Source organism: Pseudoalteromonas sp. PAB 2.2, from assembly GCF_001938575.1.
In the GTDB taxonomy this organism is placed as follows: Bacteria; Pseudomonadota; Gammaproteobacteria; order Enterobacterales; family Alteromonadaceae; genus Pseudoalteromonas; species Pseudoalteromonas lipolytica.
On the sequence record NZ_LYPI01000007.1, the window covers coordinates 768,879 to 793,314 of the forward strand.

General features: G+C 43.9%; 17 protein-coding genes. 11 read left to right on the forward strand and 6 right to left on the reverse strand.

The window, feature by feature from the left end; genetic code table 11:
* Window positions 1-31: 31 nt before the first annotated feature.
* On the reverse strand, window positions 32-568 hold the full coding sequence (locus BWD47_RS03795) for a hypothetical protein (RefSeq protein WP_065979268.1): 537 nt from the start codon (window positions 566-568) through the stop codon (window positions 32-34).
* Window positions 569-763: 195 nt separating this feature from the next.
* Between BWD47_RS03795 and BWD47_RS03800 the strand changes: the two genes are divergently transcribed.
* The 3 genes from BWD47_RS03800 (at window position 764) to BWD47_RS03810 (ending at window position 3,588) form a co-directional block, all read left to right on the forward strand.
* A complete protein-coding gene (locus BWD47_RS03800; RefSeq protein WP_036972486.1) occupies window positions 764-1,723 on the forward strand; it encodes a RimK family alpha-L-glutamate ligase in 960 nt (319 codons plus the stop codon).
* A gap of 162 nt (window positions 1,724-1,885) precedes the next feature.
* A complete protein-coding gene (locus tag BWD47_RS03805) occupies window positions 1,886-3,034 on the forward strand; it encodes a benzoate/H(+) symporter BenE family transporter (protein WP_075593413.1) in 1,149 nt (382 codons plus the stop codon).
* 242 nt (window positions 3,035-3,276) lie between these two features.
* A complete protein-coding gene (locus tag BWD47_RS03810; protein ID WP_036972483.1) occupies window positions 3,277-3,588 on the forward strand; it encodes a cupin domain-containing protein in 312 nt (103 codons plus the stop codon).
* 38 nt (window positions 3,589-3,626) lie between these two features.
* Here the strand turns inward: BWD47_RS03810 and hemH are convergent, their stop codons facing one another.
* A complete protein-coding gene (hemH, locus tag BWD47_RS03815; protein WP_074988485.1) occupies window positions 3,627-4,649 on the reverse strand; it encodes a ferrochelatase in 1,023 nt (340 codons plus the stop codon).
* 77 nt (window positions 4,650-4,726) lie between these two features.
* Window positions 4,727-6,034 carry an HD domain-containing phosphohydrolase gene (locus tag BWD47_RS03820; RefSeq protein WP_074988578.1) on the reverse strand — a complete coding sequence of 436 codons (1,308 nt, stop codon included), beginning with the start codon at window positions 6,032-6,034 and terminating at the stop codon, window positions 4,727-4,729.
* 95 nt (window positions 6,035-6,129) lie between these two features.
* Between BWD47_RS03820 and BWD47_RS03825 the strand changes: the two genes are divergently transcribed.
* The 3 genes from BWD47_RS03825 (at window position 6,130) to BWD47_RS03835 (ending at window position 10,674) form a co-directional block, all read left to right on the forward strand.
* Window positions 6,130-7,092 carry a sensor histidine kinase gene (locus tag BWD47_RS03825; protein WP_075593414.1) on the forward strand — a complete coding sequence of 321 codons (963 nt, stop codon included), beginning with the start codon at window positions 6,130-6,132 and terminating at the stop codon, window positions 7,090-7,092.
* 72 nt (window positions 7,093-7,164) lie between these two features.
* Entirely contained in the window at window positions 7,165-7,809 is a 645-nt protein-coding gene (locus BWD47_RS03830; RefSeq protein ID WP_075593415.1) for a UPF0149 family protein, read from the forward strand.
* 321 nt (window positions 7,810-8,130) lie between these two features.
* Window positions 8,131-10,674: a TonB-dependent siderophore receptor gene (locus BWD47_RS03835; protein WP_075593416.1), complete on the forward strand. Its 2,544-nt coding sequence runs from the start codon at window positions 8,131-8,133 to the stop codon at window positions 10,672-10,674.
* A gap of 207 nt (window positions 10,675-10,881) precedes the next feature.
* Here the strand turns inward: BWD47_RS03835 and BWD47_RS03840 are convergent, their stop codons facing one another.
* A complete protein-coding gene (locus tag BWD47_RS03840; RefSeq protein ID WP_075593417.1) occupies window positions 10,882-12,750 on the reverse strand; it encodes a cation:proton antiporter in 1,869 nt (622 codons plus the stop codon).
* A gap of 256 nt (window positions 12,751-13,006) precedes the next feature.
* Between BWD47_RS03840 and BWD47_RS03845 the strand changes: the two genes are divergently transcribed.
* The 5 genes from BWD47_RS03845 to BWD47_RS03865 all read left to right on the forward strand — a co-directional run bounded on the left by BWD47_RS03845 (window position 13,007) and on the right by BWD47_RS03865 (window position 22,147).
* Window positions 13,007-13,198, forward strand: a complete 192-nt coding sequence (locus BWD47_RS03845; RefSeq protein ID WP_036972476.1) for an alternative ribosome-rescue factor A — start codon at window positions 13,007-13,009, stop codon at window positions 13,196-13,198.
* Window positions 13,199-13,670: 472 nt separating this feature from the next.
* Entirely contained in the window at window positions 13,671-16,838 is a 3,168-nt protein-coding gene (locus tag BWD47_RS03850) for a glycosyl hydrolase family 18 protein (RefSeq protein WP_075593418.1), read from the forward strand.
* Window positions 16,839-16,893: 55 nt separating this feature from the next.
* Window positions 16,894-18,492 carry a lytic polysaccharide monooxygenase gene (locus tag BWD47_RS03855; protein ID WP_075593419.1) on the forward strand — a complete coding sequence of 533 codons (1,599 nt, stop codon included), beginning with the start codon at window positions 16,894-16,896 and terminating at the stop codon, window positions 18,490-18,492.
* 65 nt (window positions 18,493-18,557) lie between these two features.
* The gene (locus BWD47_RS03860; RefSeq protein ID WP_065979273.1) at window positions 18,558-21,191 is read left to right on the forward strand and encodes a glycosyl hydrolase family 18 protein; all 2,634 of its coding nucleotides are present in this window, start codon (window positions 18,558-18,560) and stop codon (window positions 21,189-21,191) included.
* Window positions 21,192-21,394: 203 nt separating this feature from the next.
* Window positions 21,395-22,147, forward strand: a complete 753-nt coding sequence (locus BWD47_RS03865) for an ABC transporter substrate-binding protein (protein WP_074988492.1) — start codon at window positions 21,395-21,397, stop codon at window positions 22,145-22,147.
* A gap of 1 nt (window position 22,148) precedes the next feature.
* Here the strand turns inward: BWD47_RS03865 and BWD47_RS03870 are convergent, their stop codons facing one another.
* Together BWD47_RS03870 and BWD47_RS03875 are read right to left on the reverse strand one after the other, a co-directional pair.
* Window positions 22,149-23,654 carry a DUF2235 domain-containing protein gene (locus BWD47_RS03870; RefSeq protein ID WP_075593420.1) on the reverse strand — a complete coding sequence of 502 codons (1,506 nt, stop codon included), beginning with the start codon at window positions 23,652-23,654 and terminating at the stop codon, window positions 22,149-22,151.
* Between the two features lie 195 nt (window positions 23,655-23,849).
* Window positions 23,850-24,419, reverse strand: coding sequence for a manganese efflux pump MntP family protein (locus BWD47_RS03875; RefSeq protein ID WP_036972950.1), 570 nt, complete (start codon window positions 24,417-24,419; stop codon window positions 23,850-23,852).
* Window positions 24,420-24,436: the final 17 nt, after the last annotated feature.

Sequence of the window (24,436 nt, forward strand, 5' to 3'; positions counted from 1 at the left end):
AACTCGCCCTTTGTTGCTTCAATCTTGTCACTTACAGCTTGGTTACCCAACCATACTTGCCATAACTTTCAAATTGGTAGTTTTCGTTACCCGCATTAAACTGCCCGTGTAAGGTATTTTCTGTCAGGGTCATAACGGCTTGATGGTAGTTTTGTGCGTGATCATTTAGTTTACCAAACACACTGCGATCACCGTTGCTGGCTTCAATAATGTCGGTAATTTCGACGGTGTAGCTTAGGTATTCGTCTACCTTCAAAATATACTGATCACCGGTTTTTAAGGTTTTGAGTGTTTCAATATCAAATTCACTAAATGCGGTATCGCTCAGCGTTTTAGGTAAGCGCCTTTGTTTGTATAAGTAGTCGTGCGCTTTGTTTGAAAGCTGATTAAGGGGCGCGGTTAAGTTAACAATAGGCTGAGGTGCAATAAATTGCTCATCTGATTTGTATGCAATAACAGGCTTTTCAGCGCTTGGCGTAGATATAAAGCCATCGCTTTGAATATGCCATTCGTTAAGCGCAAATGCACTGATTGGAAGAATGAAGATTAATGCAAGCGTCCTGTTCACATGTTTCTCTTACGGGTTTTAATGTTAACTTAATGTAAGTTTTTACCTTAAATTAACTTAATGGTCAATAGTTGTTCTATCAATGCTGCTTTTGGTAATCGTGACGATAAAATTTATTTGTTTTACTCGGGCTGCAATGCTGCGCATAATCCGCGTTTTTTTGTCACTTAAACCCCAAGACTAGAGGTACTAACCATGCGTGGGTGGATCATTTATAAAGACAGTTCGGGCTTGTTAAAGCAAGAAACCTATGAAGTTGAGCGTTTACTTGCAGCTGCCAAAGAAGAGGGCATTGATTTACAAGTTTTTTCGCCTGATCAATTTGATTTAACCATTACCCGCGAAGATGGCAAAAGCATTTTGATTGATGGTCAATCAGTTGCACTACCTGATTTTGTTATTCCACGTATGGGCGCGAGCACAACGTATTTTGCTTTGGCTATTATTCGCCACCTTGAGCGTTTAGGTGTGTATTGCGTGAATAGCTCGCAGTCAATCGAAACGGTGAAAGACAAGTTATTTGCACAGCAAATTTTAGCTGAGTGTAATTTACCAACCCCTAATACAATGCTCGTAAAGTTTCCGGTAAATATTGATTTAGTTGAAAAACAAATTGGTTTCCCGGTGGTGATTAAAACGTTATCGGGGTCGCAGGGCAGTGGTGTCTTTTTATCAAAGTCGAAAGAAGAGTTTGATGATCTTATGCAGTTAATCGAGGCTGCAAACCCACAAGCAAACATTATTTTGCAGCAGTTTGTTAAGTCGAGCCACGGTCGTGATTTGCGTGTACTTACTATCGGTGGACGTGCCGTTGCATGTATGGAACGCAACTCGCAGGGTAAAAACTTTAAAGCAAATGTCAGTGCGGGTGGTACAGGTAAGTCATTCCCAATTACCCCCGAAATTGAGTGGCTTGCAACACAAACGGCCAACGTTTTAAAGCTCGATGTAGCGGGCATCGATTTATTATTTGACGAGCAGCATTTTAAAATATGTGAAGCAAACTCAAGCCCTGGCTTTGAAGGCCTAGAAGGTGCATTGGGCATTGATGTCGCAAAAGAAATTTTGCACTTTATTCGTATCCGCTTAGGTATTTTTGACAAACCCGTAGCGAAAGAAGTAAACGAAGAAGTGGTTGATCAAACAGCCGCTTAGTGATTACTTAACCGAAAGATGCACAAATACGGCCACCGCGACTAGGTGGCCTTCTGTATAGTAAATTACTCTTCAAATACTACAAAAGTGTACAGTGTCAACGTGTGCTTCTTGCGATAAGGTAGGTTTTTATCTGCATGTTTTGCAAGGAGTCTCCCCTTTATGAGTCAACTGATCAGTCGAGCAACCGCGGGCTTAGTGGCGGTGATTATTGGCTTTACCAGCTCAATTGCATTGATATATCAATTAGTGATGGTGCTAGGCGGTACCCCTGATTTAGTGGCCAGTTGGGTATTAATGCTGGGGCTTGCGATGGGAGTAAGCTCTATTGCATTGTCGTATTACTATAAAGTGCCCATTTTGGTTGCGTGGTCGACCACGGGCGCTGCATTACTTATTTCAAGCGCGCAAGGCTACACCTTAAACCAAGCTGTTGGGGCGTTTATGTTCTCGGCGGTGTTGGTGTTTTTATGCGGTATCACCGGTATTTTCGAAAAAATGATGAACAAAATTCCCAGTCAATTGGCCTGTGCTATGTTGGCGGGTGTCTTGGTGAATTTTGGCATTGATGTGTTCAATTTTATGAACGAATTGCCCTTAGTGATTGGCGTGATGGTGGCTGTTTATTTATGTGGTAAACGTTATTTCCCCCGTTTTGCGATGTTAGCCGTTGTTGTGGTTGGCTTTTTAATGGCAGCAATGACCGGACAAATTGATACAAGCAGTTGGCAATGGAAATTAAGCAAGTTTACATTTATTGCGCCAGAGTTTGATTTAAATGCCATGGTCAGTGTGGGCTTACCGCTGTTTATTGTGACGATGACATCGCAAAACTTACCGGGCATCGCTGTGTTAAAAGCACATCATTATAAGGCTCCGGTCTCGGCTGCTTTAAATGTTACGGGGCTTTTAAATGTGTTTATCGCGCCATTTGGTGGGTATTCGATTAACCTTGCGGCGATCACTGCGGCAATTTGTATGAGCCCCGAAGCCGATAAAAATCCCGATAAGCGATATTGGGCAAGTATTGCTGGTGGTGTGTTTTATATCATTATGGCGTTACTGGCTGCGACATTAGTTGGTTTAGTCGCCAGTTTACCGCAAGCACTTATTTTAGCATTAGCGGGTATAGCCTTGTTTGCCACGATTGCCAGTAGTTTACAGCAAGCGTTAACAGAGGCTTATTATACCGAGGCAGCCATAGTGACATTTTTAGTGACGGCTTCAAACCTGACCTTGTTCACGGTTGGTTCGGCATTTTGGGGGATTGTTGCAGGGGTAATAACCTTAGTGATGACACGCAAAGATTAGGGGCTATTTAAACTAATCCGCAATGATGCTTAATCATTTTGAGGGATTAAACCTGTCGCAAGCTGTGTTAAAAATGTCTGATTTACGACTGCATGGATGCAAGAGGCTGGAGGCAGAGCAATGCGGGAGTAATTGCCGAGAACACCTCAATAACGACATGTTTGCCCAGTTATCAACGAGCTTATATTGCCCAAAATAGATCACTTAATTAAACAAATTAGTATTAAAGGTGAAAGTAACAAATGAAAGTAATACGAAGTCATGAATTTACTGCCGACCGTGCATGGGGCGCATTAGATATCGCCACAATGAACGGCATTACAACCCGTTTGCATTGGACGAATGAGCCTTACAAGTGGCACACCAACGATGGTGAAGAAGTGTTTGTGGTGTTAAGTGGTCAGGTTGAGATGCTTTATAAGCAACAGGGTGAAGTATGCGCTGAGCTGTTAAATGCCGGAGATATCTTTTATGCCAGTGTTGGCACTGAGCATGTGGCTCACCCAAAAGGTGAAGCGCGTATTTTGGTGGTCGAGACACAAGGCAGCGTGTGAGTATCAATTAGGCCCTAGTAACTAGGGCCTAACTATAATTACTTAAGCAAAGGCTTAATAACTTCATACATGGCGTTAATGTGGTCGTCGCGCGTATTAAGTGCAGGAATATAACGGTATTTTTCACCGCCTGCATGCTCGAATATTTCGCGATTTTCGCCTTCTATCTCTTCTAATGTTTCTAAGCAATCGGCGCTAAACGCAGGGCTAATTATGGCAATATCTTTAATGCCTTGTGCGGGGTAACTCTCAAGCGTGGCATCGGTGTATGGTTTTAACCATTCTGCTTTACCAAAACGGCTTTGGAACGTGGTCACCGCTAAGTCTTTGTCTAAGCCTAGCTTTTCTGACACTAAACGCGTGGTTTGCATACAAAAACAGTAGTAAGGGTCGCCATTTTCTAAAAATAGTTTTGGCATACCATGATACGAAAATACCAGTTTTTGCGGTGTACCATGGGCATTTAAATCTTCGCTGATACTGGCTGCTAACGCATCAATGTAAATAGGGTGGTCGTGGTAGCCGTTTATAAAGTGAAGCTCGGGTACCCAGCGCCATTTTCGTAATACGTTCGACACAGCATCAAACGTTGAACCAATCGTTGTACTTGAGTATTGCGGATAAAGTGGCAGCACAATAACGCGGGTAATGCCTTTTTCGCGCAGTGCTTCAAGCCCCGCTTCAATCGATGGATTACCATAACGCATTGCCATAACAACGTCGGTATCTTGATGGCCTTTCTCTTTTAAAATTGCGGCGAGTTTTTCGCTTTGTTGGCGTGTGATATGCGTTAATGGCGAACCGTTTTCTGTCCATATACTTTTATAAAGTGCAGCAGAGCGCTTTGGGCGAAGCGTGAGTACAAAGCAATACAGGATGATCATCCAAATGAAGCGCGGGATTTCGACAATGCGTGGATCAGATAAAAATTCGCGTAAGTAGGTTCTGAGTGCCGCTGTGGTTGGGGCATCAGGGCTGCCTAAGTTGGTCAATAAGATACCGGTTTTTTTATTAAATCGGCCATCATGAGGCTTATCTGTTATAGCGGAAAATCGCGACACTGATCGCTCCTTTAGAAGTAAAAGTAATATAAATCACATTGTAACGAAGTAGCGATAATAAGTGATCACTTTATTCGTTAATTTTTGATCATGATCCTGAAAGGATTCGGTTTTTTCGCTTCGAGCTGCTGTAACTTACTTATCGATTTAGGGCCAAATACATGCCCTTTAGGTAAGAGCAAAATTCCGTCGTAGTTTCTCAGGGCATGCCCAAGCACCATGCCGTTTTTTAACTCATTTGCATTAATGATTTTCATGCTGCCAACGACTTGGTTACTGGCGCAGCTAATTTTTAATCCGCTTAAAATCTCGAGCAATTTAGGGTGGTAGTAGGTGCCACTGTAAAGTTGTAATTGCCCCAGTGCATTTTCGAACTTGCTGTTTCCCAGCGAACTGACTTGAGCCACGGCTTGCCAAAAGTCGCGAGAAATAGCCAAAATCATGGCGGTTATCGGGATGTCGGCGCCTTTTAATCCTTTTGGAATACCATTGCCATTGTATTGCTCAAATTGGTAATAAATGGCTTCGGATACATCGTGTAAATGCGTTGCGGGCATTAACATAAGTTGCGCCGTGCTTGGGTGCGTATAAAAAAGCTTTTTTTGATTTTCGTTTAATTCACGCGTGGGCTTTTTATACAGGGCTGGCTCCATTGCCAATAAGCCAATTTGCGCTAAATAGCCTGCCATTTCGGCCATTTCTATGTGTTTTTTATCTAACCCAAGTGCCTGCGCAATTTGCTTGCAGGTGTTCGCTATATTTTGCGCTTGAATACCATCTAGGTATGGGTTGGCGTTGATAAAATTATATAAAATCTCGAAAGTTGTGCGGTGTTCGTGTTTTTCACGTTCATTTGCTTCTTCAAGCTGTTTAAGCACTTTACGTATTTGTTGGGTGCGTTTTTCAACCATCTGCTCAAGGTTATTATTGAGCTCTTTTAGTTGGCTGTTTTGGGCTTTAATTTTTTGCTCAAGTTGCTTATTTTTACGTTTTAAAGAGGTTTTTTCGATACCGTCATGAATGTTGCGTAACAACAGCTCATTTTGCCAAGGCTTTTGAATATAAGCGTGAATTTTTCCTTTATTTACAGCGGCAATGGTATTGTCGATATCGGAATAGCCGGTTAATAAAATACGCTGTGTATCGGGGGCAATGTTGATTGCTTGTGCAAAAAAGTCTGCGCCATCCATACCGGGCATGCGCATGTCACAAATGATCACATCAAAGGTGAAACTGTCTAAAAGTTTTAGTGCTTCAATGGGCGAAAGGCTGGTTTTAACCGAAAGATTATTTGCCGTTAACAACCTAACTAAGGTGCGTAAAACAATTTCATCGTCATCAATGCATAAAACCTGAATATGTTCTTTATTAAGTTGTTTTGCCATACCACATTGCTTTGAATCATCTTTAATCAATAACATAGCCTTAAATTAGGGCTTGTGCTAGGTTTTATAAGAGATGAGCTAAGTTTGAGGCTAAAATGGGTGATTTTAAACAAGCCTATTTACTAGAAAAAGCGGCGCGTGAACAAGCGGAGCAATTGTTAGCAGATAAAAGCCGGCTGTTGGTTGCATTAAACAGTGAACTTGAACAAAAAATTGCTGATTTAGAGCATCATCAGGCGATGTTTATTCAGGCCGAGAAAATGGCAACACTTGGCACGCTTTGCGCGGGTGTTGCGCATGAAATTAATAATCCACTGGCTTACAGTATTAGTAATGTTGACTGTTTAAAAGATTACTGTGATTTTTTTAGTGAGTTGCTTAGTGCATGTGACAAGTTTGCCAAGCGACACATTGAAAGAGATGTTTTTTCTGAGCAATTGACGCAACTGAATAAAAAGCATGAATTTAATTATGTAGCCAACGACTTGCCCGAGCTAATTAGCGACACTGCCCAAGGCTTACAACGGATCCGTAAAATAGTTGCAAACTTGCTCGATTTTTCGCGGCCTAAAGGGCACGAAAAGCAATTTGCCGATATGACTGACGCGGTGAAAAGTGCCGTAAAACTGTTAGCAAATCAGTTAAACGATTACCACTTACACACTCACTACAGTCCTATTTCGATTAGCTGGTGTAATTTGCCTGCGATAAGCCAAGTTGTCGTTAATATTTTAATAAATGCCAAGCAAGCATGTGACAGTAATCGCTCAGAGGCACAGATTACGGTGTCGGTGTATGAGATTGAGCATCATATTTACATTGATATTGAAGACAATGGCGAGGGAATGTCGGAGCAAACAATGGCTAAAATTTATGATCCCTTTTACACCACTAAACCTGTAGGCGAGGGAACCGGTATGGGCATGACCATGGCATACGCTATTGTGCATGAGCATCAAGGTCGGATTGATATTCAAAGTACACAAGGTATGGGAACGCGTATTAGCTGTGTGTTTCCGATCCTCAGTCATGTAAGGCAAGTTGTTGACAATATCTAAGTTGTTGCAAAAAAATGTGGATTCGCTAGTGTAGGAATACACCCTAACAAAGGCAAAATATAAAGGCTCAATATGCTTAATAAAGAAAGTGCAGATGTATTTAAAAATTATCTCGCAAGTCAAAGCGAAACACAGCAGGTTAGTTTAGACCAAGTAATCGGTTTTATGAGTGGCTTGTTAGCGTGTTCTGAGTTTTTTGGCGAGTCTGAATTGGCTAATTACATAGCCGACGGCGACGAAACGGTGTTTAACACGTTAATGACTGAGTCAGCCCCTCGTGATGCGATGATTGAGCTGCTTGATAATGTAACGGAAGCACAAGTTGAGCAAAAAAAATTACTCGTACATATATACCCAGATGAAGTGAAAGCCAACGAGCCAAGCCAAGCATTGCAAGATTTTTGCAGTGGCTATATTGCAGCCTATATTGTTAACCAAGATATCTGGCATAGTGATTTACAATTTTTGTTGAAAGCCGATGAACAGAATGACAACGCAGGTGATGGTCAGCTGTTTATTGATAATTTTGAAGCAACGCTTGATTTACTCACAACCTTAGCCATGTGGGATCAGGCGCTTGCAAATCACCCCGAGCCTGATAAGTTAGGAGAAGGTTTTGCGACCTTTTTTACCGCGTTAGATGAAAGCTTGTCTGAGATTGCAACGATGGCGCTGATGCTTGAAGATGAAAAACTCGCGATGATAGAGCAAGAATAACCTCACCCTGTTAATAGCAGATATTAGTGTGTGGTTGCATTTTCTTGCTTATTTCTGCTCATTAAATAATCAAAACCCATTTCTTTAATCACTTAATAGTACAAATAGGTATAATTATACCTAAGTCGTAGCTAATTTTTCTTTCTTTTCATTTTTTTGTTGATAGGATGTTTTGTAAAGGTTAACTCGCAGGCTTGAGTTAGCTTTCAAAATTAAGATTTTATAAATCTATAACACGTGCTTAATGCTTTTCCTTTGTTTCTCCCTGTGGGGCGCTTTATTTTTTAGCTTTGGAAAAGCCAGAATATCAACAGGATTCACATGACAACACATTCTTTTAGTATGCTGGCTATTGCCGTCAGCGTCGCTGTGTCGGCGACTTCATTGCAGGCTGCTGAACAAGCAACAGACGTTCAAGCTGATAAAAATATTGAACAAATTTCAGTTTTGGGATCGCGAGTAGCAAACCGCACTGCGACCGAATCAAGCTCTCCTATTGATTTAATTGATGCTGATACCCTGAATAAAGGGGGCTTCACTGAACTTGGCCAAAGTTTACAAGCGACCGCACCGTCTTTTAACTTTTCTCGTACGCAAGTGTCAGATGGGTCTGATTTATTTAGACCCGCGACTCTGCGCGGTTTACAGCCAGATCAAACGTTGGTGCTTATTAATGGTAAACGTCGCCATAATCAGTCTATTTTTGGCCTAAACGGCACTGTGGGCGCGGGTGCAGCGGGAACCGACATGAACGCTATTCCGCTTAGCGCATTAAAAGGGGTTGAAGTATTGCGTGATGGCGCAGCGGCGCAATATGGCTCTGATGCAATTGCAGGGGTGATTAACTTATCACTTAACGATTCTACCGGTGTGACAACGGGCTATGTGCAAGCCGGTAGTACGGGCGAAGGCGACGGCGATACGATTTCGATTGGTTTAAATCGTGGTTTTGATTTAGGCGACGAAGGGGGGTTTATTAATTTTTCGGCTGAATACCGTAATGCTGATGGCACTAATAGAGCCGAGCGTGATACGGGTGGGTCGTTAGATGTTCCTGCTGGCACATTATCTGACGATGTCCGCTGGGGACAAGGTAATGCTGACAGCGAGTTTACGTCACTTTTTTATAATATGGCACTTCCGCTGGGTGACACAGAACTTTACTCATTTGGTGGCTATTCAAACCGAACAGCATTAGGGAATGGTTTTTACCGTAACTATAATCAGGCCGCAAAGAATGTGGTGCAAGTATACAGCGATGGCTTTTTACCTCGTATAGACAACGAAGCCGAAGATATTTCATTTGCAGTGGGTCTGCGTGGCGAGCTGAACCCTGACTGGGGTTATGATGTGTCTGCTGTGTACGGTGAAAATAGCTATGATTTCACTTCAAAAAATACCTTAAATGCCTCTTATGCTGCTGAATATGTAGCTAATAACCCAAATGCGAGTGATGCAGATATTGCTGCTAATGCGGGCCCACGAGGCGGGTATTCGGGCGGGTTTAGATTTGATCAAGCCACCGTTAATGCCGATTTAAACGGCGTTGTTAATATTGGCCGCAGTGAGCCTGTGTATGTGTCGGTGGGGGCTGAGTACCGCAAAGAAAACTATCAAATTGTCCCAGGCGAAGAAGCATCCTATGCGTGCGGCCTTGCTAATACAGACACTTCTTACCCAGCCGTAAACGATGACAGCGTATTTGCTGAATGTGGTTTTCAGGCTTATAACGGCCTTCGTCCTGAGGCATCAAACAAAGAAAGCCGCGACAGCTATGCATTTTATGTCAATGCTGAAACCTTGCTGACAGATGCATGGCAAGTGAGTACGGCACTGCGCTATGAAGATTTCTCTGATGCGGGTGACGACATCATTGGTAAATTAGCGACACGCTATGAAATCTCTGATGATTTTGCAGTGCGTGGTGCAATCTCATCGGGTTTCAGAGCGCCTTCATTACAGCAAAGTGCTTACACGGCTTACACCACTAACTTAGGTGCGGGTGGGGTATTATTGCAGTCATTTACTGCAACGGCAGGATCTGATTTTCCTTCAGCACTGGGCGTTGATAATCTTGGCCTTGAAAGCTCAGAGAACCTAAGCGCAGGTTTTGTTTATAACGTGAGCAGTGAACTGTCGTTAACCGTTGATTTTTATCATGTTGAAATTAAAGACCGCATTACGCTTGGCAGCTTAATGTCTGCGGATGATGTTGCCTTTAGCCCTGCGGCTGTGGCTGCATTGAACGCCACTGGCGCACAGCAAGCGAACTACTTTTCAAACTCGGTAGACTCAACCACGAAAGGGGTTGATATTATTGCCTCGTACCGTACTGATTTGTACGACGGTAATTTCTCAGCAACGTTTGCTGGTAACATTAACGACACCGAAATTGATAATGTTAATGCCCCAGAGGGGATCCCTGAGTCGATTGCACTGGATGATTTGCAGCGTAGCTTTTTAACAGATGGTCAACCTGGTGAGCGTGCAACGCTTACGTTTGAATATGATCGTGGCGACTTTAACAGTATGTTGCGCTTTAATTATTATGGCGAAACAGACGTTAAGTACTTTGGTAATGACCACATAGGCTTACCAGATGAGCTTTCACCTACAGGCGAATTTAAAGATACCAGTACGGTAGAGTCTGCGGTTTTAGTTGATATTAACCTGGGTTATCAGTTAACTGATGAGCTTATGCTGTCGGCAGGTATTGATAATATCTTCGATGTAACCCCTGATGAGTTAGGCGAAGATGAAGCACTTGATTTTATCACTAACCAAGCGTTTAAGTACCCTGTACGTGCCTTGCCTTATGGCTTTGATGGCATGACCTACTATGCAAAACTTAGTTTTAGCTTTTAATTCCTATATTGAAATGAAGTTTAAATAGCGCCGAAAGGCGCTATTTTTTTGTCTTTGCGAAGGTGAATACTAATACTTAATTAAGCACAGTGGTATACGTATAGCGCCCTGCATTTATAAAACGCAGCAGGGGTAAAGCAAAGCGTATAGCAGCGGTTTAATTCACTTTGAGTTATACCGCATAAAGCCGCTGTTACATGTAAGCCTTTATTGTTTTGAACTACTGGCAGCCCGTTCGCATATGTCGCGCATTCGCTGTTTAATCTCAGGCTCTTTTTCGTTGAGTAGTTTACTAATGCAGTCGATATACGCGTTGTTTTCTTCAAATGGCACACCTATTTCGTAGGCGTCTGCGGCTAAGCGCAGCATTTCTTTGTCAAATTCGCTGAAGATATTAACCAGCTCTTGTGCTTTTTGTTGCTCAATGCCGAGTGCTTCAAATGCGCTGCGACCCATGCGAAGGGAGCTGTCGTAGGTTTCTCTTATAATGTCGCGACACCCGTATGCCCACAAGTCATAAACATGATGGCGGTCTACAGCACGCGCAACAACATGAAGGTGCGGATAGTTTTGCATTGCATAGCGAACCAGTTTGGTTATTTGCTCGGCATCATCGAGTGTAACAACCAGTAATTTTGCATTGTCTATTCCGGCGGCGCTGAGTAAGTCGGGTCTTGTTGCATCACCAAAAAAATTGCGGATCCCGACACGCTCTAATCGATCAAGCTGTTTGTAATTGTAATCAATTACGGTGGTGTTAAAGCCGCCCGCTTTTAAGATTAAATCGACAACCCCTCCAACACGACCAGAGCCAGCAATGATGACGTGGCTATCTTCAGGAAAGGTTTCTTCTCGGTGAGCTTGCTCGCCAATATAGCGAGGGGCAATGAAACGTTGATACACAATGTATAATACCGGTGATAACAACATAGAAAGTGTGACAACCAATAACAATTGGTCGGCTAAAGCCGATGGAAGCACATGATTGCCCACGCTGTAGCTTAATAGCACAAACCCAAACTCACCGGCTTGAGCAAGCCCTAGCGCCAGTAACCACAGGGCGGCTCCTTTTAAGCCAAACAGTCGCCCAAGTATTAATAACGCCGCTGTTTTAGTAAGGATCAGTATCGCCGTTAAAAGCACAATAGTCGCGAGGTTATCAGTTAATAACTGAAAATTAATACTGGCGCCAACCGTGATAAAAAAGAGCCCTAACAGTAACCCTTTGAAAGGATCGATATTGCTTTCAAGCTCGTGTTTATAGGGGGAGTTTGCAAGCACCACGCCTGCTAAAAATGTGCCCAATGCGGGTGAAAGGCCCACTAACGACATCATCAATGCTATGCCAATAACAAAAAATAGCGCCGTGGCGGTAAAGAGTTCACGAAGCCGTGCTTGTGCTACAAACCTAAAAAGTGGGGCTGTGAGATGGCTTCCGCCAAACACCACAAGCGCAATCATACCTAATGTCACTAAGGCTGCTTGCCAGCTTTCAAGCCCTGCTACGAGGCTAAGCCCTGTATGACTGTTATTGCTGGTGCTTGTTATTCCTGTTGCCAGCTCTGGTAGGGCTAATAATGGAATAAATGCGAGCATGGGAATAACCGCAATATCTTGTGTGAGTAACACGCTAAATGATGCTTGGCCGCCGTCTGATTTTAATAACCCACGCTCTGACAGGGTTTGCAGCACAATCGCCGTGGAAGAAAGCGATAAAATTAAGCCAATAGTGAGAGCTGTTTGCCACGGGTGATCCAACATCATAGCCAGTGCAGTAAATGCTGCACTGGTTAATAAAACTTGCCCTCCGCCAAGACCTATTAGCTGTTTGCGCATTGACCACAGTGTTTTAGGTTCAAGCTCAAGACCAACAATAAACAGCATCATCACCACACCAAATTCGGCAAAATGCTGAATGGCAATCACATCCACATTTAAGGTGGTTAGCAAAGGAGAAATGGCAATACCAGCCAGTAGGTAACCCAGTACAGACCCGAGTCCCAGCTTGGTGGCTATTGGCACGGCAATAATGCCTGCAATGAGGAAAATATAGGCTATTAACAGTAAGTCAGTCATTATGATCCTGTTGTTCTTTTTGATTCTTAGTCATTATTTTTTAATAACTATGGTTGTTTTAATCAGTATTGCCAGCTGTTGGTATGTGAATGCAAATAAAAAACACGCTTAACCATAAAAATGGCAAAAATGCATGGCAGCCATTGATTTAAATTACGACAAAATAAGGGTGAAAAAAGAGCCATATTTTTAATAAAACTACTTGCGTAGCAGTATTAACGGTATACAATCGCGACACATTCATGAGGAGTAAAAAATGAGCAAAAAGAAACAAAAAAACCAAAGCCAAGTTGATATTGGCCGCGGCGTAATTAACGACAATGCCTATGCTGCATTGGTTACCTCTAAGCTGTTTCAGGCTAAAGTTGAAAAAGCTAAAAAAGGCAAAGGTGCATATCAGCGTAAGGCAAAACATGCAGGACGAGAGTCCTATTTAATCGCTGCTTAATTGAGTTGTGATCAAATAGGATTTTTTATAAAAGCAAACACCCGCTGTTTGCTTTTTTTATCTCAAACATCTTCTAAAAAAGTCACCGCGTTTACTTTTTACACAATTTTTATATATGTTTTTACAATAAAACTAATTTATTCGCTATATACCCAAAAAAGATACATTTTTTATTAACGCTATTTACCGCTATTTTCCCTCGCCAAATTCTAAATGCCTTGTAAGTCGTACGCTTCAAGGTTAAAAACTTGTTAATTTTGTGTTCATTTTTACGCTGTAGAATCGAGCGAGTTTTAGTCGCAGCTCAATAATTTTTATCAGTTTTGACAGAGATTAACGGTATTTTTCAGTAAAAATAAGAATGTATTTACCTTTATTGGGTAAATTAGAGGTTGACCTGATTATTTTTTATGTTACTTTTAGGTTGGAAATGTAAAATAATTGTTATAACAACATTGGGCGGAGGGAGCGAATGAGCTCACATCAATTAATAAAAAATGCCTTTAAACTAAGTGCGCTGTCACTCAGTGTATTTGGCTTTACAGCACAGGCTGCAATTGATTGCAGTAACTTAGAAGTATGGCAGCAAGGCCAAACACATGTCGGTGGCGATCAGGTGCAAGCACAAGACAGTGCCTATGAAGCTAAATGGTGGACACAGACTAACCCCGTGGAGACATCGGGTGTTGATCAAGAGTGGCGTTTATTGGGTGTTTGTGACAGCGCTGTCAGTGAGAATCAAGCACCACAAGTAACAAGCTTAAACCCTGCTGAGGGTTCTTTGTTTACCACTGGTGACAGCGTTGTCATAGAGGCTGACGCCATTGACACTGATGGCACAGTTGCGAGTGTTGAATTTTTTGTTGATGGAACATCGGTGGCTGTTACAAGCAGTGCGCCATATTCAACAAGTTGGCAGGCAACCGTCGGAAGCCATGTAATAAGTGCAGTTGCAACGGATGAGTTAGGGCTTGCATCAACAGCGGTGGCACATTCGGTGAGTGTGTCTGATGCTGTCGAACCGGGTAATCAAGCGCCGACAGCAAGCATTGAATTTAGCACTGTGGCGAGTCAAGTTACCGTGGGTACAGATATTGTATTTGCACTTTCGGGCAGTGATAGCGATGGTCAGGTGACCGGGCTTAGTTTGGCAGAAAATGACAGCGCTGTTTATCAGGCAAGTAGCGCGTCATCAAGCTATACATGGCAAGCACCGGCACTGGGTCAATTTACCTTTACGTTAACCGTGACAGACAATGAAGGCGCAACTGGCACTGCCACTCACGTTGTGAATGTGGTTGAAGCGACGCCGCCAGGTGCTGATTGTAAGCCACACGGTTTATACCAAACACCGGGTGTGAATACACCGTATTGTACAGTTTATGACAGCAATGGCCGTGAAAAAATGGGCGCTGATCATCCGCGTCGTGTGATTGGTTATTTCACTAGCTGGCGCAATGGTGCAAATGGTCAACCGAGTTATTTAGTGAATGATATTCCGTGGGACAAAATTACCCATATTAACTATGCCTTTGCGCACGTTGATGCCAATAACAAGGTGTCGATAGGCGATCCGAATGCTGCGGGCAACCCCGCAACAAATATGACTTGGCCGGGGGTAACAGGGGCCGAAATGGATCCTAGCTTTAGCTACACAGGTCACTTTAATCTACTGAATAAATTTAAAAAACAGCACCCAGATGTAAAAACATTAATCTCTGTGGGTGGCTGGGCCGAAACCGGTGGTTATTTTGGTGCTGATGGCTCGCGCGTAAACAGCGGTGGTTTTTACACAATGACAACGAATGCCGATGGCTCGGTAAACCAAGCTGGTATTGATGCGTTTGCGAAAAGCGCCGTTGAATTCATTGAAACGTATGGTTTTGATGGGGTTGATATTGACTATGAATACCCATCGTCGATGAATGATTCGGGCCATCCTGATGATTTTGCTATTTCGAATGCGCGTCGAGCAGGCTTAAATGCCTCGTATCGTGTGCTGATGAAAAAATTGCGTGAAGAGCTTGATATTGCGGGTGAAAAAGCCGGTAAGCATTACCTACTCACGATTGCATCACCGTCTTCGGGTTACTTACTGCGTGGTATGGAAACTTTCCAAAGCGTGAAGTACCTAGATTACGTGAACATTATGTCGTACGACTTACATGGCGCATGGAACTCACACGTAGGTCACAACGCAGCATTGTATGACACTGGCCTTGATTCAGAGCTTGCACAATGGGGCGTGTATACAACAGCTGAGTTCGAAGGCATTGGTTACTTAAATACCGATTGGGCTGTACGTTACTTCCGTGGCGCGGTGTCTGCGGGTCGCATCAATATTGGTATTCCTTACTACACGCGTGGCTTTAAAGATGTGTCGGGTGGCACACATGGCCTGTGGGGACAAGCTGCGTTACCTGATCAATCTAACTGTGCAAAAGGCACTGGAGTCGGTGAGAAAAACCTATGTGGCAATGGTGCGCTAGGCATTGATAACCTGTGGCATGACAAGAACGATGTAGGTGAAGAAATGCCTGCAGGTTCTAATCCTTTATGGCATGCGAAAAATTTAGAAAACGGGATTAATCCGTCTTACCTTGAAATCTACGGCTTAACGCCAGATACCGACACAGATGATGTTTTAACAGGCACTTATACACGTTATTACGATGATGTTGCCGTGGCGCCTTGGTTATGGAACGCAGATAAAAAGGTGTTCTTATCAATTGAAGATGAACAGTCGATGGCAACCAAAGTTGATTACGTTATCAACAATGGCTTGGGTGGCATCATGTTTTGGGAACTGGCGGGTGACTTTGATTACGACTCGGCAAAAGGCGAGTACTTTATGGGGTCAAGTTTAACGACGCTGGCTTACGATAAGTTTAATCAAAGCGGTGTGGCATACGACACACATCAAGGCAATGTTGATTTTACCGTGCCCAGCGAAGCTGTAGATGTGAGCTTTACGGTTAAAGACTTCCCGATTGGTGATGATAACTACCCAATTTCACCGACTTTCTCATTTACTAATAACTCAAATATTGATTTAAGCGGCGCGAAAATTAGCTTTGATGTGCCGGTATCGACATCAGCCATTTTCAAGTCGAACTGGAATGCGCAAGAAAAGCTCGGTATGGCGGTTGAGGCAAATGGCTCGAATGCTGCGGGCAACAATATTGGTGGTTATGAGAATGAATTCCATCGCTTTTCAATCACTCTTGTAAATGAGTGGGGTGGAATTGAAAAAGCCTTTAACACCGGTGAAACCGTTGATGCACAAGTCATGTATTACATGCCTATTACTGGCCCAACTAATTTCACTATTGAAAAAGAGGGCAAAACCTACGCATTTAAATACGAGTACCCAATGCTTCCTGATGCCGTGCCGGGCACCACAAACCCAGGCGGTGACAATGGCGGTGACACAGGGGGTAACGATGCAACGTGTGACGGTGTCGATGTTGCCAGCATTGCGGTCTATCCAAATTGGCCGCAAACAGACTGGGCTGGTAACCCAAGCCATGCCGTTGGCGGTGATCTGATGAATCACAACAATGTGATTTACGAAGCTAAGTGGTGGACAAGCACAGAGCCAGGCACATCAGCTGATTGGACTGTGAGCTGCACGCTTTAACTCAACAAAGCGGGGCACGCAATGTGCTCCGCATTTCTACAGCGAGAATACAACAATGAAAACAACTAAATCGAAGGCATTGTCTTTATCGGCAGTGGCAACCAGCATGCTGCTTGCCTGTGTATCAAGCCATGTGAATGCCCACGGATTTTTAGAAAGCCCTAAAGCTCGCCAAGCATTTTGTCAGGCAGACGGCGGTTATTGGTGGCCCGCTGATGGTAGCGCTATTCCTAATCTTGCTTGCCGTGCAGCATTTGCAGAGGCAGGACATGTGCAGTTTGTGCAAGATATTGAATATTCAGCGAACACGATTGATTACACCAACCTAGCAGCGGTAAAAGACAGTGTGCCCGATGGCCGTTTATGTGCGGCAGGCGACAGTGAAAAACGAGGCATGGATTTACCCTCAGCTCACTGGCAACGTACCGAGGTGGTGCCCAACGCGAATGGCGATATTTTAGTGCGTTTTTTAGCAAGTACGCCTCATAACCCAAGTTTTTGGCAGTTTTACCTGACAAAGCCCGGATTTGATAGCGCCACAGACGTTCTCACGTGGGACGATTTAGAGCTGGTTGAGGAATACGGCAATCTTGATTTTGTGATTGGTGATAATAACGACCGTTACTATGAAATGAGCGTGTCTATTCCTGCTGAGCGCAGTGGCGACGCTATTTTATATACTCGCTGGCAGCGTGATGATGCAGGTGGCGAGGGCTTTTATAACTGTAGCGATATTACCATTGTTACAGACACAGCACCGTCTGATCCGAGTGAATGGTCTGCACTGACGTATTTTGTGCGCCAAGGTCAAAATGCAGAAGTGGGTGACAGTGTGTCTGCGCGTTTGTTTGATGAAACAGGGCAAGAGCTGTTTACGCAACAAATGCAAGTCACCAGCGATAATCAGGCTAATTGGCAAGCAGAGTTTGCTCAGCTGCTTAATCTGAATTACAGCCATTTACTACGCATTGGTGTGCAAGATGCTGGTGGCACAATCGCTTTTAATGCCAGCGATATATTAACCAATCAGGTGTTTGCAACAAACGCCAACTACAGTTTTGCACTGAGCGTAAAAGCCGCACCTGAAAATACTGCCCCTATTATCCATCAACCTGAAGCTATCACCCTGAATGAAAATAGCACGGCAGATGTGCACTTACATGCCTTTGACGATCAGCAAACCGCATTAACATACCGCTGGAATGTACCGGCTCCTCTTCGCTTTACTGGGGCGGGTGCCGACATCACGTTAATAGCACCAGAAGTCGATGCAGATACCTCTTTTACTGTCACGGCCTCAGTATCTGACAGCATGCTTACCAGCGAAGCCAGCTTTACGGTCACGGTACTTAATAGCAGTGGGGTTGAGCCAAACCCCGATGCGCCCGCGTGGGATAACAGCGCGCAATATAACACTGGCGATAAAGTGAGCTTTAACGGCGGGATCTACAGTGCGAAATGGTGGAACCAAGGCGCACAACCCGACAGCAGTGATGCATGGCAGCTTGAATCAGGTTCGGCATCGAGCGAATGGAACATCGGCAAAGCCTACCAAGGCGGTGACGAGGTGACCTATCAAGGACAGCGCTATCGTGCGCAGTGGTGGACTCAGGGCGATACACCGAGTACCAGCCAAGTATGGGCAAAAATCTAAAGTTTTGTAGTTCAAACTTTATCAATAACAGCAAACAGCTAAATAAAAATAGATAAGAGAGAATCATGAATATAAAACAATTAAGCGCAGCCATTGGTGTTGCATTATGTGCCAGTGCAGCGAATGCTGCACCATCGACACCGACCATTATTTGGGAACCGCAAGAGTACTCGTTTGTTGAAGTAAACCTTGAAGGAACGGGCTCGTATAAAAGCCTCGTTAAACGTGTTGATCAAGTAACGATTAACATTGAGTGGAATGCATGGAGCGGTGATGGTGGCGATAGCTACAAAGTGTATTTTGACAACATGCTGGTAAACGAAGGCCCTTTGGCTGCGGGCACTAAAAGCGGAGTGATTAGTTTCCCTTATGATAAAGCGGGTCGCCACACTTTGTATGTTGAGCTTTGTGAAGGTGGCACAACGTGCGCGCGCAGTGAAGGCAAACCCATTGTTATTGCCGACACCGACGGTGCGCACTTAGCCCCATTACCCATGGATTACGATCCAAATAATAAAGACATTGGTACAAAAGAAGGGTTGGTAACAGGGGCTTATTTCGTTGAATGGGGTATTTATGGGCGTGACTACGATGTCACAAATATTCCTGCACAAAACTTAAGTCACATTTTATATGGTTTCATTCCAATTTGTGGTCCGAATGATTCACTGACTGGAGGCCCTAAAAACGCGCTAAATACTGCGTGTGCGGGCTCTGAAGATTTTGAAGTCGTTATTCATGATCCGTGGGCGGCGATTCAAAAAGCCCTTCCGGGTGTCAGTGCAGACGACCCAATCCGTGGTACTTACTCACAATTAATGGCGCTAAAACAACGCTACCCTGATTTAAAAATATTGCCATCTGTAGGCGGTTGGACGTTATCTGACCCATTCGCATATTTTACTAATAAAGCAAACCGCGACACGTTTGTCGCATCAATGAAAGAGTTCTTAAAAACATGGAAATTCTATGATGGTGTCGATATTGACTGGGAATTCCCTGGTGGCGACGGTGCTAATCCGGCGCTAGGTGACCCAATTGCAGATGGCCCTGCTTATGTGGCATTAATGCAAGAGCTGCGAGCTATGCTTGATGAGCTTGAAGCCGAGACTGGTCGTCAATATGAGCTAACATCAGCAATTGGTGCAGGCTACGACAAAATTGAAGATGTTGATTACCAAGCAGCAAGCCAATATATGGATTACATTTTTGCCATGACGTACGATTTTTACGGCGCGTGGAGTGGAGTAACAGGCCATCAAACCGCCTTGTACTGTTCATCGCATTTCCGCCCTGGTCAATGTGATGGCACGGGTGTTGACGCCCAAGGCGTACCATACAAAGGACCTGCTTACACCACCGATAACGCAGTGCAGTTATTACTTGCGCAAAATGTTCCATCGAAGAAAATTGTTGTGGGCACAGCGATGTATGGTCGTGGTTGGGAAGGGGTTTACCCAGCAGGCACGACTATTGATGGTAACCCTATGACTGCAACAGGGTCGGGTCCTTTAAAAGGCAGCACTGCGCAAGGCGTCTGGGAAGACGGTGTTATTGATTATAAAGGCATAAAAGCACATATGATCGGCGCAGCAGGCACCGGTATTAATGGCTTTGAAGTGGGCTACGATGAGCAAGCAAAAGGCGCATATGTCTGGAATCGCTCTACAGGTAAACTGATTACGTATGACAGCCCTGCCTCTGTTATTGCAAAGGGTAACTATGTTAATCAACATGACTTAGGGGGATTATTTGCATGGGAAATCGATGCCGATAATGGTGATATCCTGAATGCGATGCACGAAGGTTTAGGTGGTGCGGTTACAGAGCCTAGTAACAGAGCGCCTGTGCTGTCAGTATCAAGCACCGTAACTGTAAACGCCGGTGAGTCTGTTTCAGTTGTCGCATCAGCAACCGATGCTGATAACGATGCACTGACTTATAGCTGGACAGCAGACGCCGCGCTGTCTGTAACGGGTGAAAACTCAAATACACTGGTTATTGCTGCGCCATCAGTGACAAGTGATGCGCAATACCTAGCAACGGTGTCGGTCACCGACGGTAAAGCCGTGGTGAGCCGTAATGTAACAGTGAATGTTGTGGCGCCAAGTACGGGCGGCAATTCAGCGCCTGTCGTGGCTGCAATTTCAGATAAAACCGTTGCTGAAGATGCAAGCGTTGCGGTATCAGTGTCTGCTACGGATGCAGATAATGATGCACTTAGCTATAACTGGACAGTGCCTGCGGGCTTAACATTGGTGGGTTCAGGTGCAAATATTAGTTTGCAAGCGGGCAGCGTTGATGCAGATACAAGCTATGTTGTAACGGTAGAGGTATCTGACACACAAGCTACGACATCGGTAAGCTTCAACGTGACAGTGACTGACTCTGGCACAACAAACCCACCGGGTGGCGATACAACATGGGATGAAGCCGCCATTTATGTGGGCGGTGACACGGTAATCTATAACGGTGTTGAATATACTGCAAAATGGTGGACACAAGGAAACCGTCCTGATTTAGGTGGCCCGTGGGAAGCAAGCTCAAAACCAACAGACGGTAATGGTGATGTGGTTTGGCAAGCTGCTGGTATCTACAACGGGGGCGACCAAGTCGTTCACCAAGGTACAAAATACGAAGCGAAGTGGTGGACTCAAGGAGAAGAGCCAGGCGTTGTGGATGTATGGAAAGCACTTTAAACCTACCTAGCTACATGTAGTGTATTTTATTAAAATGTGATTTCCCTACAAAGCAGCCTTCGGGCTGCTTTTTTAGTGTCTAATCTCTAACTTTTCCTTATTTTAATTGCTCACTTTCCTCCTCGCTTAGTTTTTGTGTTTCACCTATTATGAACCATACTAAAAGAGTGATGAGTTTAGGCTCTTAAACTACAGGTGTGTTGATGACGATGAAAGTGCTTTTCTTATTGGTTTTTGCTGCGTTAAGCACTGAAGCGTTTAGCTGCGATAGGGTTTTAAAAGTCGGGGTGAGCCAATCGTGGCGACCCTATGTTTTTAGCCAAAATGATCAGCTCACTGGGATTGATATAGAGATTACTGACTTGGTGTTAAAAGAAGCAGGGTTTTGCAGTCAATTTATCGCAATGCCTTCGTCAAAACGTGGATTTGCTGAATTAAAACATGGCACTGTTGATTTACTTCCCGCAGCCAGCTACAGCCAACAGCGAGATGATTTTAGTACTTTTTCAGTGCCTTATCGTAACGAAGTTATGCGTCTTTTTTGGTATCCGCACAGCCATTTGGAATCACAAGACTTAAAAGGTTTACTCGACCATAAACAAACTATTCTTACCAATAGCGGCAGTTATTATGGCGATGAATTGACACGTTTAAGTAAGAATAAAAAATATAAAGATCAGTTTGTTACTGTCCCCTCGTTACGACAGCGCTTAGCAATGCTGGTGGCCAAACGCGTTGATTTTTTTATTGACGATGAACTAGCAGGCTTAAGCTTGATTCAACAACATCAGGCTAACAACGTAAAAATTCATCCGTATATTATTAATAACGATTATATTTATTTTATGCTAAGCGACTTGAGCCTCTCCGAGGAGGAACGACAGGCTATTAACCACGCGATTCAATTCAACAAGCAAGCAATAACCGATATTATTAGTTCCTATAAAACACAGTGAGTTAGCCTAACCGCGTAACACGCAACTTGATACGTCCGGCATTGGCACCATAAAAACGATTTAAGTCATTCGCAAAGGGGCAAAACTCGCCTGACTTTGTAATGCGAATATCGGCACCTTCAGCAATTTCAAATAAATGCTCATCGTTGTCATCAATCGCGCCAATAAGTGCAAACCACTGTGCATGCGCTAAGCGTCTAAATGGCTCAAGCACAGCCATGGGAATTTCTTTTACACCTAATTGCACGTTATCACGATGCCAACCCGCGGGGCCGCAACTAATGCCATCGTCATACCAAGTTTGATCAGGATAAGGCGTAAACCGATAGGTCGCCCCTTGCGCTAACATTAATCCGGTGTGGTTATATTTTTCGGCGCCATAAACAAATACATCTTTACTTTGACCAATACTGAGTACGGTCATGTTTTGTTTATCAAGCGCAATATGTGGGCTTAAGCCGTTGAAGGTTAAGCGGCTTTCATCATTGTAGAGCACATCATACGTAAGGCTTTTTAGCGACTCAGGACGATAACTGGTTAAACGGTTAATACGCTCTGCCACGGTGTAATGAATTGTGGGAGGATGTTCACTTTGCTCATTATCAACCAATACGCAGCACTCTCGGTCAACAAGCTTAAATAAAGGATTAAACCAAAAGTAATTTTGTTGGTGACTAAGCGCCAACGGATCGGGGGTGACAGTGACATCGTCTTGGGCAATTAAATTACGGTGCTCATCGGGCAGTAAACTATGGTAATTAATATCAGCACTGGTCAGAAGGTTAAGTGAAATAGTTTGTTCTATTAACCACTCAATAGCATAACGCAGACAAATGTCGGCTAAGCCATCACGGTAATACCCGCCACCCACGTCAGAGTGTGCGCCCGCAAACCATACCTCTTCTATATGGGGCGCTTTGTTTATGAGTGTTGGCTCAAACGCGCGGCGCTTTTCATCCAGTGCAACACAATGCAGGGCTGCGTTAATATTATTGGCTAGGGTGTAGTTTTCAAAAATAACGTGTTCAGCGCCACGTGTTGCTTTGGTCACTTTTGAAAAACCAATGGATGCCACGGTATCAAATACGCATAAAAAAACATTGTCGCTTATTAAGGGCTCAAGGCATTTTGCAAAACGCCTTGCCAATGCTGCACCACGACTAAAACCCGTTAGCAAAACCCGATCGCCCACAGCGTAATATTGTTTAAAGTCGTTTATTGCGCGGTTTAAAATACTGGCGACATCGTCGCCTCTTGGGGCTAATGCTTGATTGAATAAACGTCTGAAGCGACTTCCTTGAGTGCCTATGCCTTGATAATAAAAACTAAGTTGGCTTGGGAATGGCGTTTCGGGTTCACTGTTGAGTGTGCCGCCAAATAACAAGTGAAGTTTAAGAATATTGGAAATACTGGCGTCTTCTTTGAAATGAGCGGCACTAAATTGTTCTGCATCACGGGGCTCACTGCCTGTGCCATCAAAGTTGAAAATCAGCGTTTTAGGGGTCATAGCGTCATTCCTTTAGTGGTTTGTCATAACATACAAGGCATTTATTAAAATTTGAAGACAAATTATGCGTGATGGCACTCTTTTTATATCAGGCTTTTTATATCAGGCTTTTTATGAGAACACAGAAGACAGGAGAGAGATTTGGGCAAGGTGTGTGGTTAACCTTGCCCAAAATAGCTGTTTGAACAGCTAAAATTAAGCGTAAGTGTGGCTGTATAGAATGCCTGAGCCAATTAAGATAAGGGCAATACCGCCAATGGCTTCAGCTTTTTTGCCAACCCAGCCACTCATCACATTCCCCAGTAATGAGCCGATAGTCACCATTACGGTTGTGGCGAGACCTATCATTGCGGCAGCAACATAAATATTAACTTTCATAAACGCAAGGCTTATGCCCACGGTCATTGCATCAATACTGGTGCCTACTGCGGTCAGCAGGGTTGCCATTAATGAGCGCTTATTGCTTGGCACTTCGTCGGCGTCGTCATCGTCGTCTTTACGACTTTCAATGATCATGTGTATGCCAAGGCCCACCAATAATACAAACGCAATCCAGTGATCATAGGCTTCAACGTACTCGGCACCCGCACTGCCAATTAACCAACCTAAAACAGGGGCAATTGCTTCAATGCAGCCAAAAATTAAACCCAATTTAATGGCACTAAGAATACGTGGGTTTTTAAGTGAACTGCCTTTGGTGATTGATGCAGCAAACGCGTCGGTTGACATTGCAAGCGACAATACGCTGAGAGTAATAATATTCAATTTTTGCGCCCCACAAA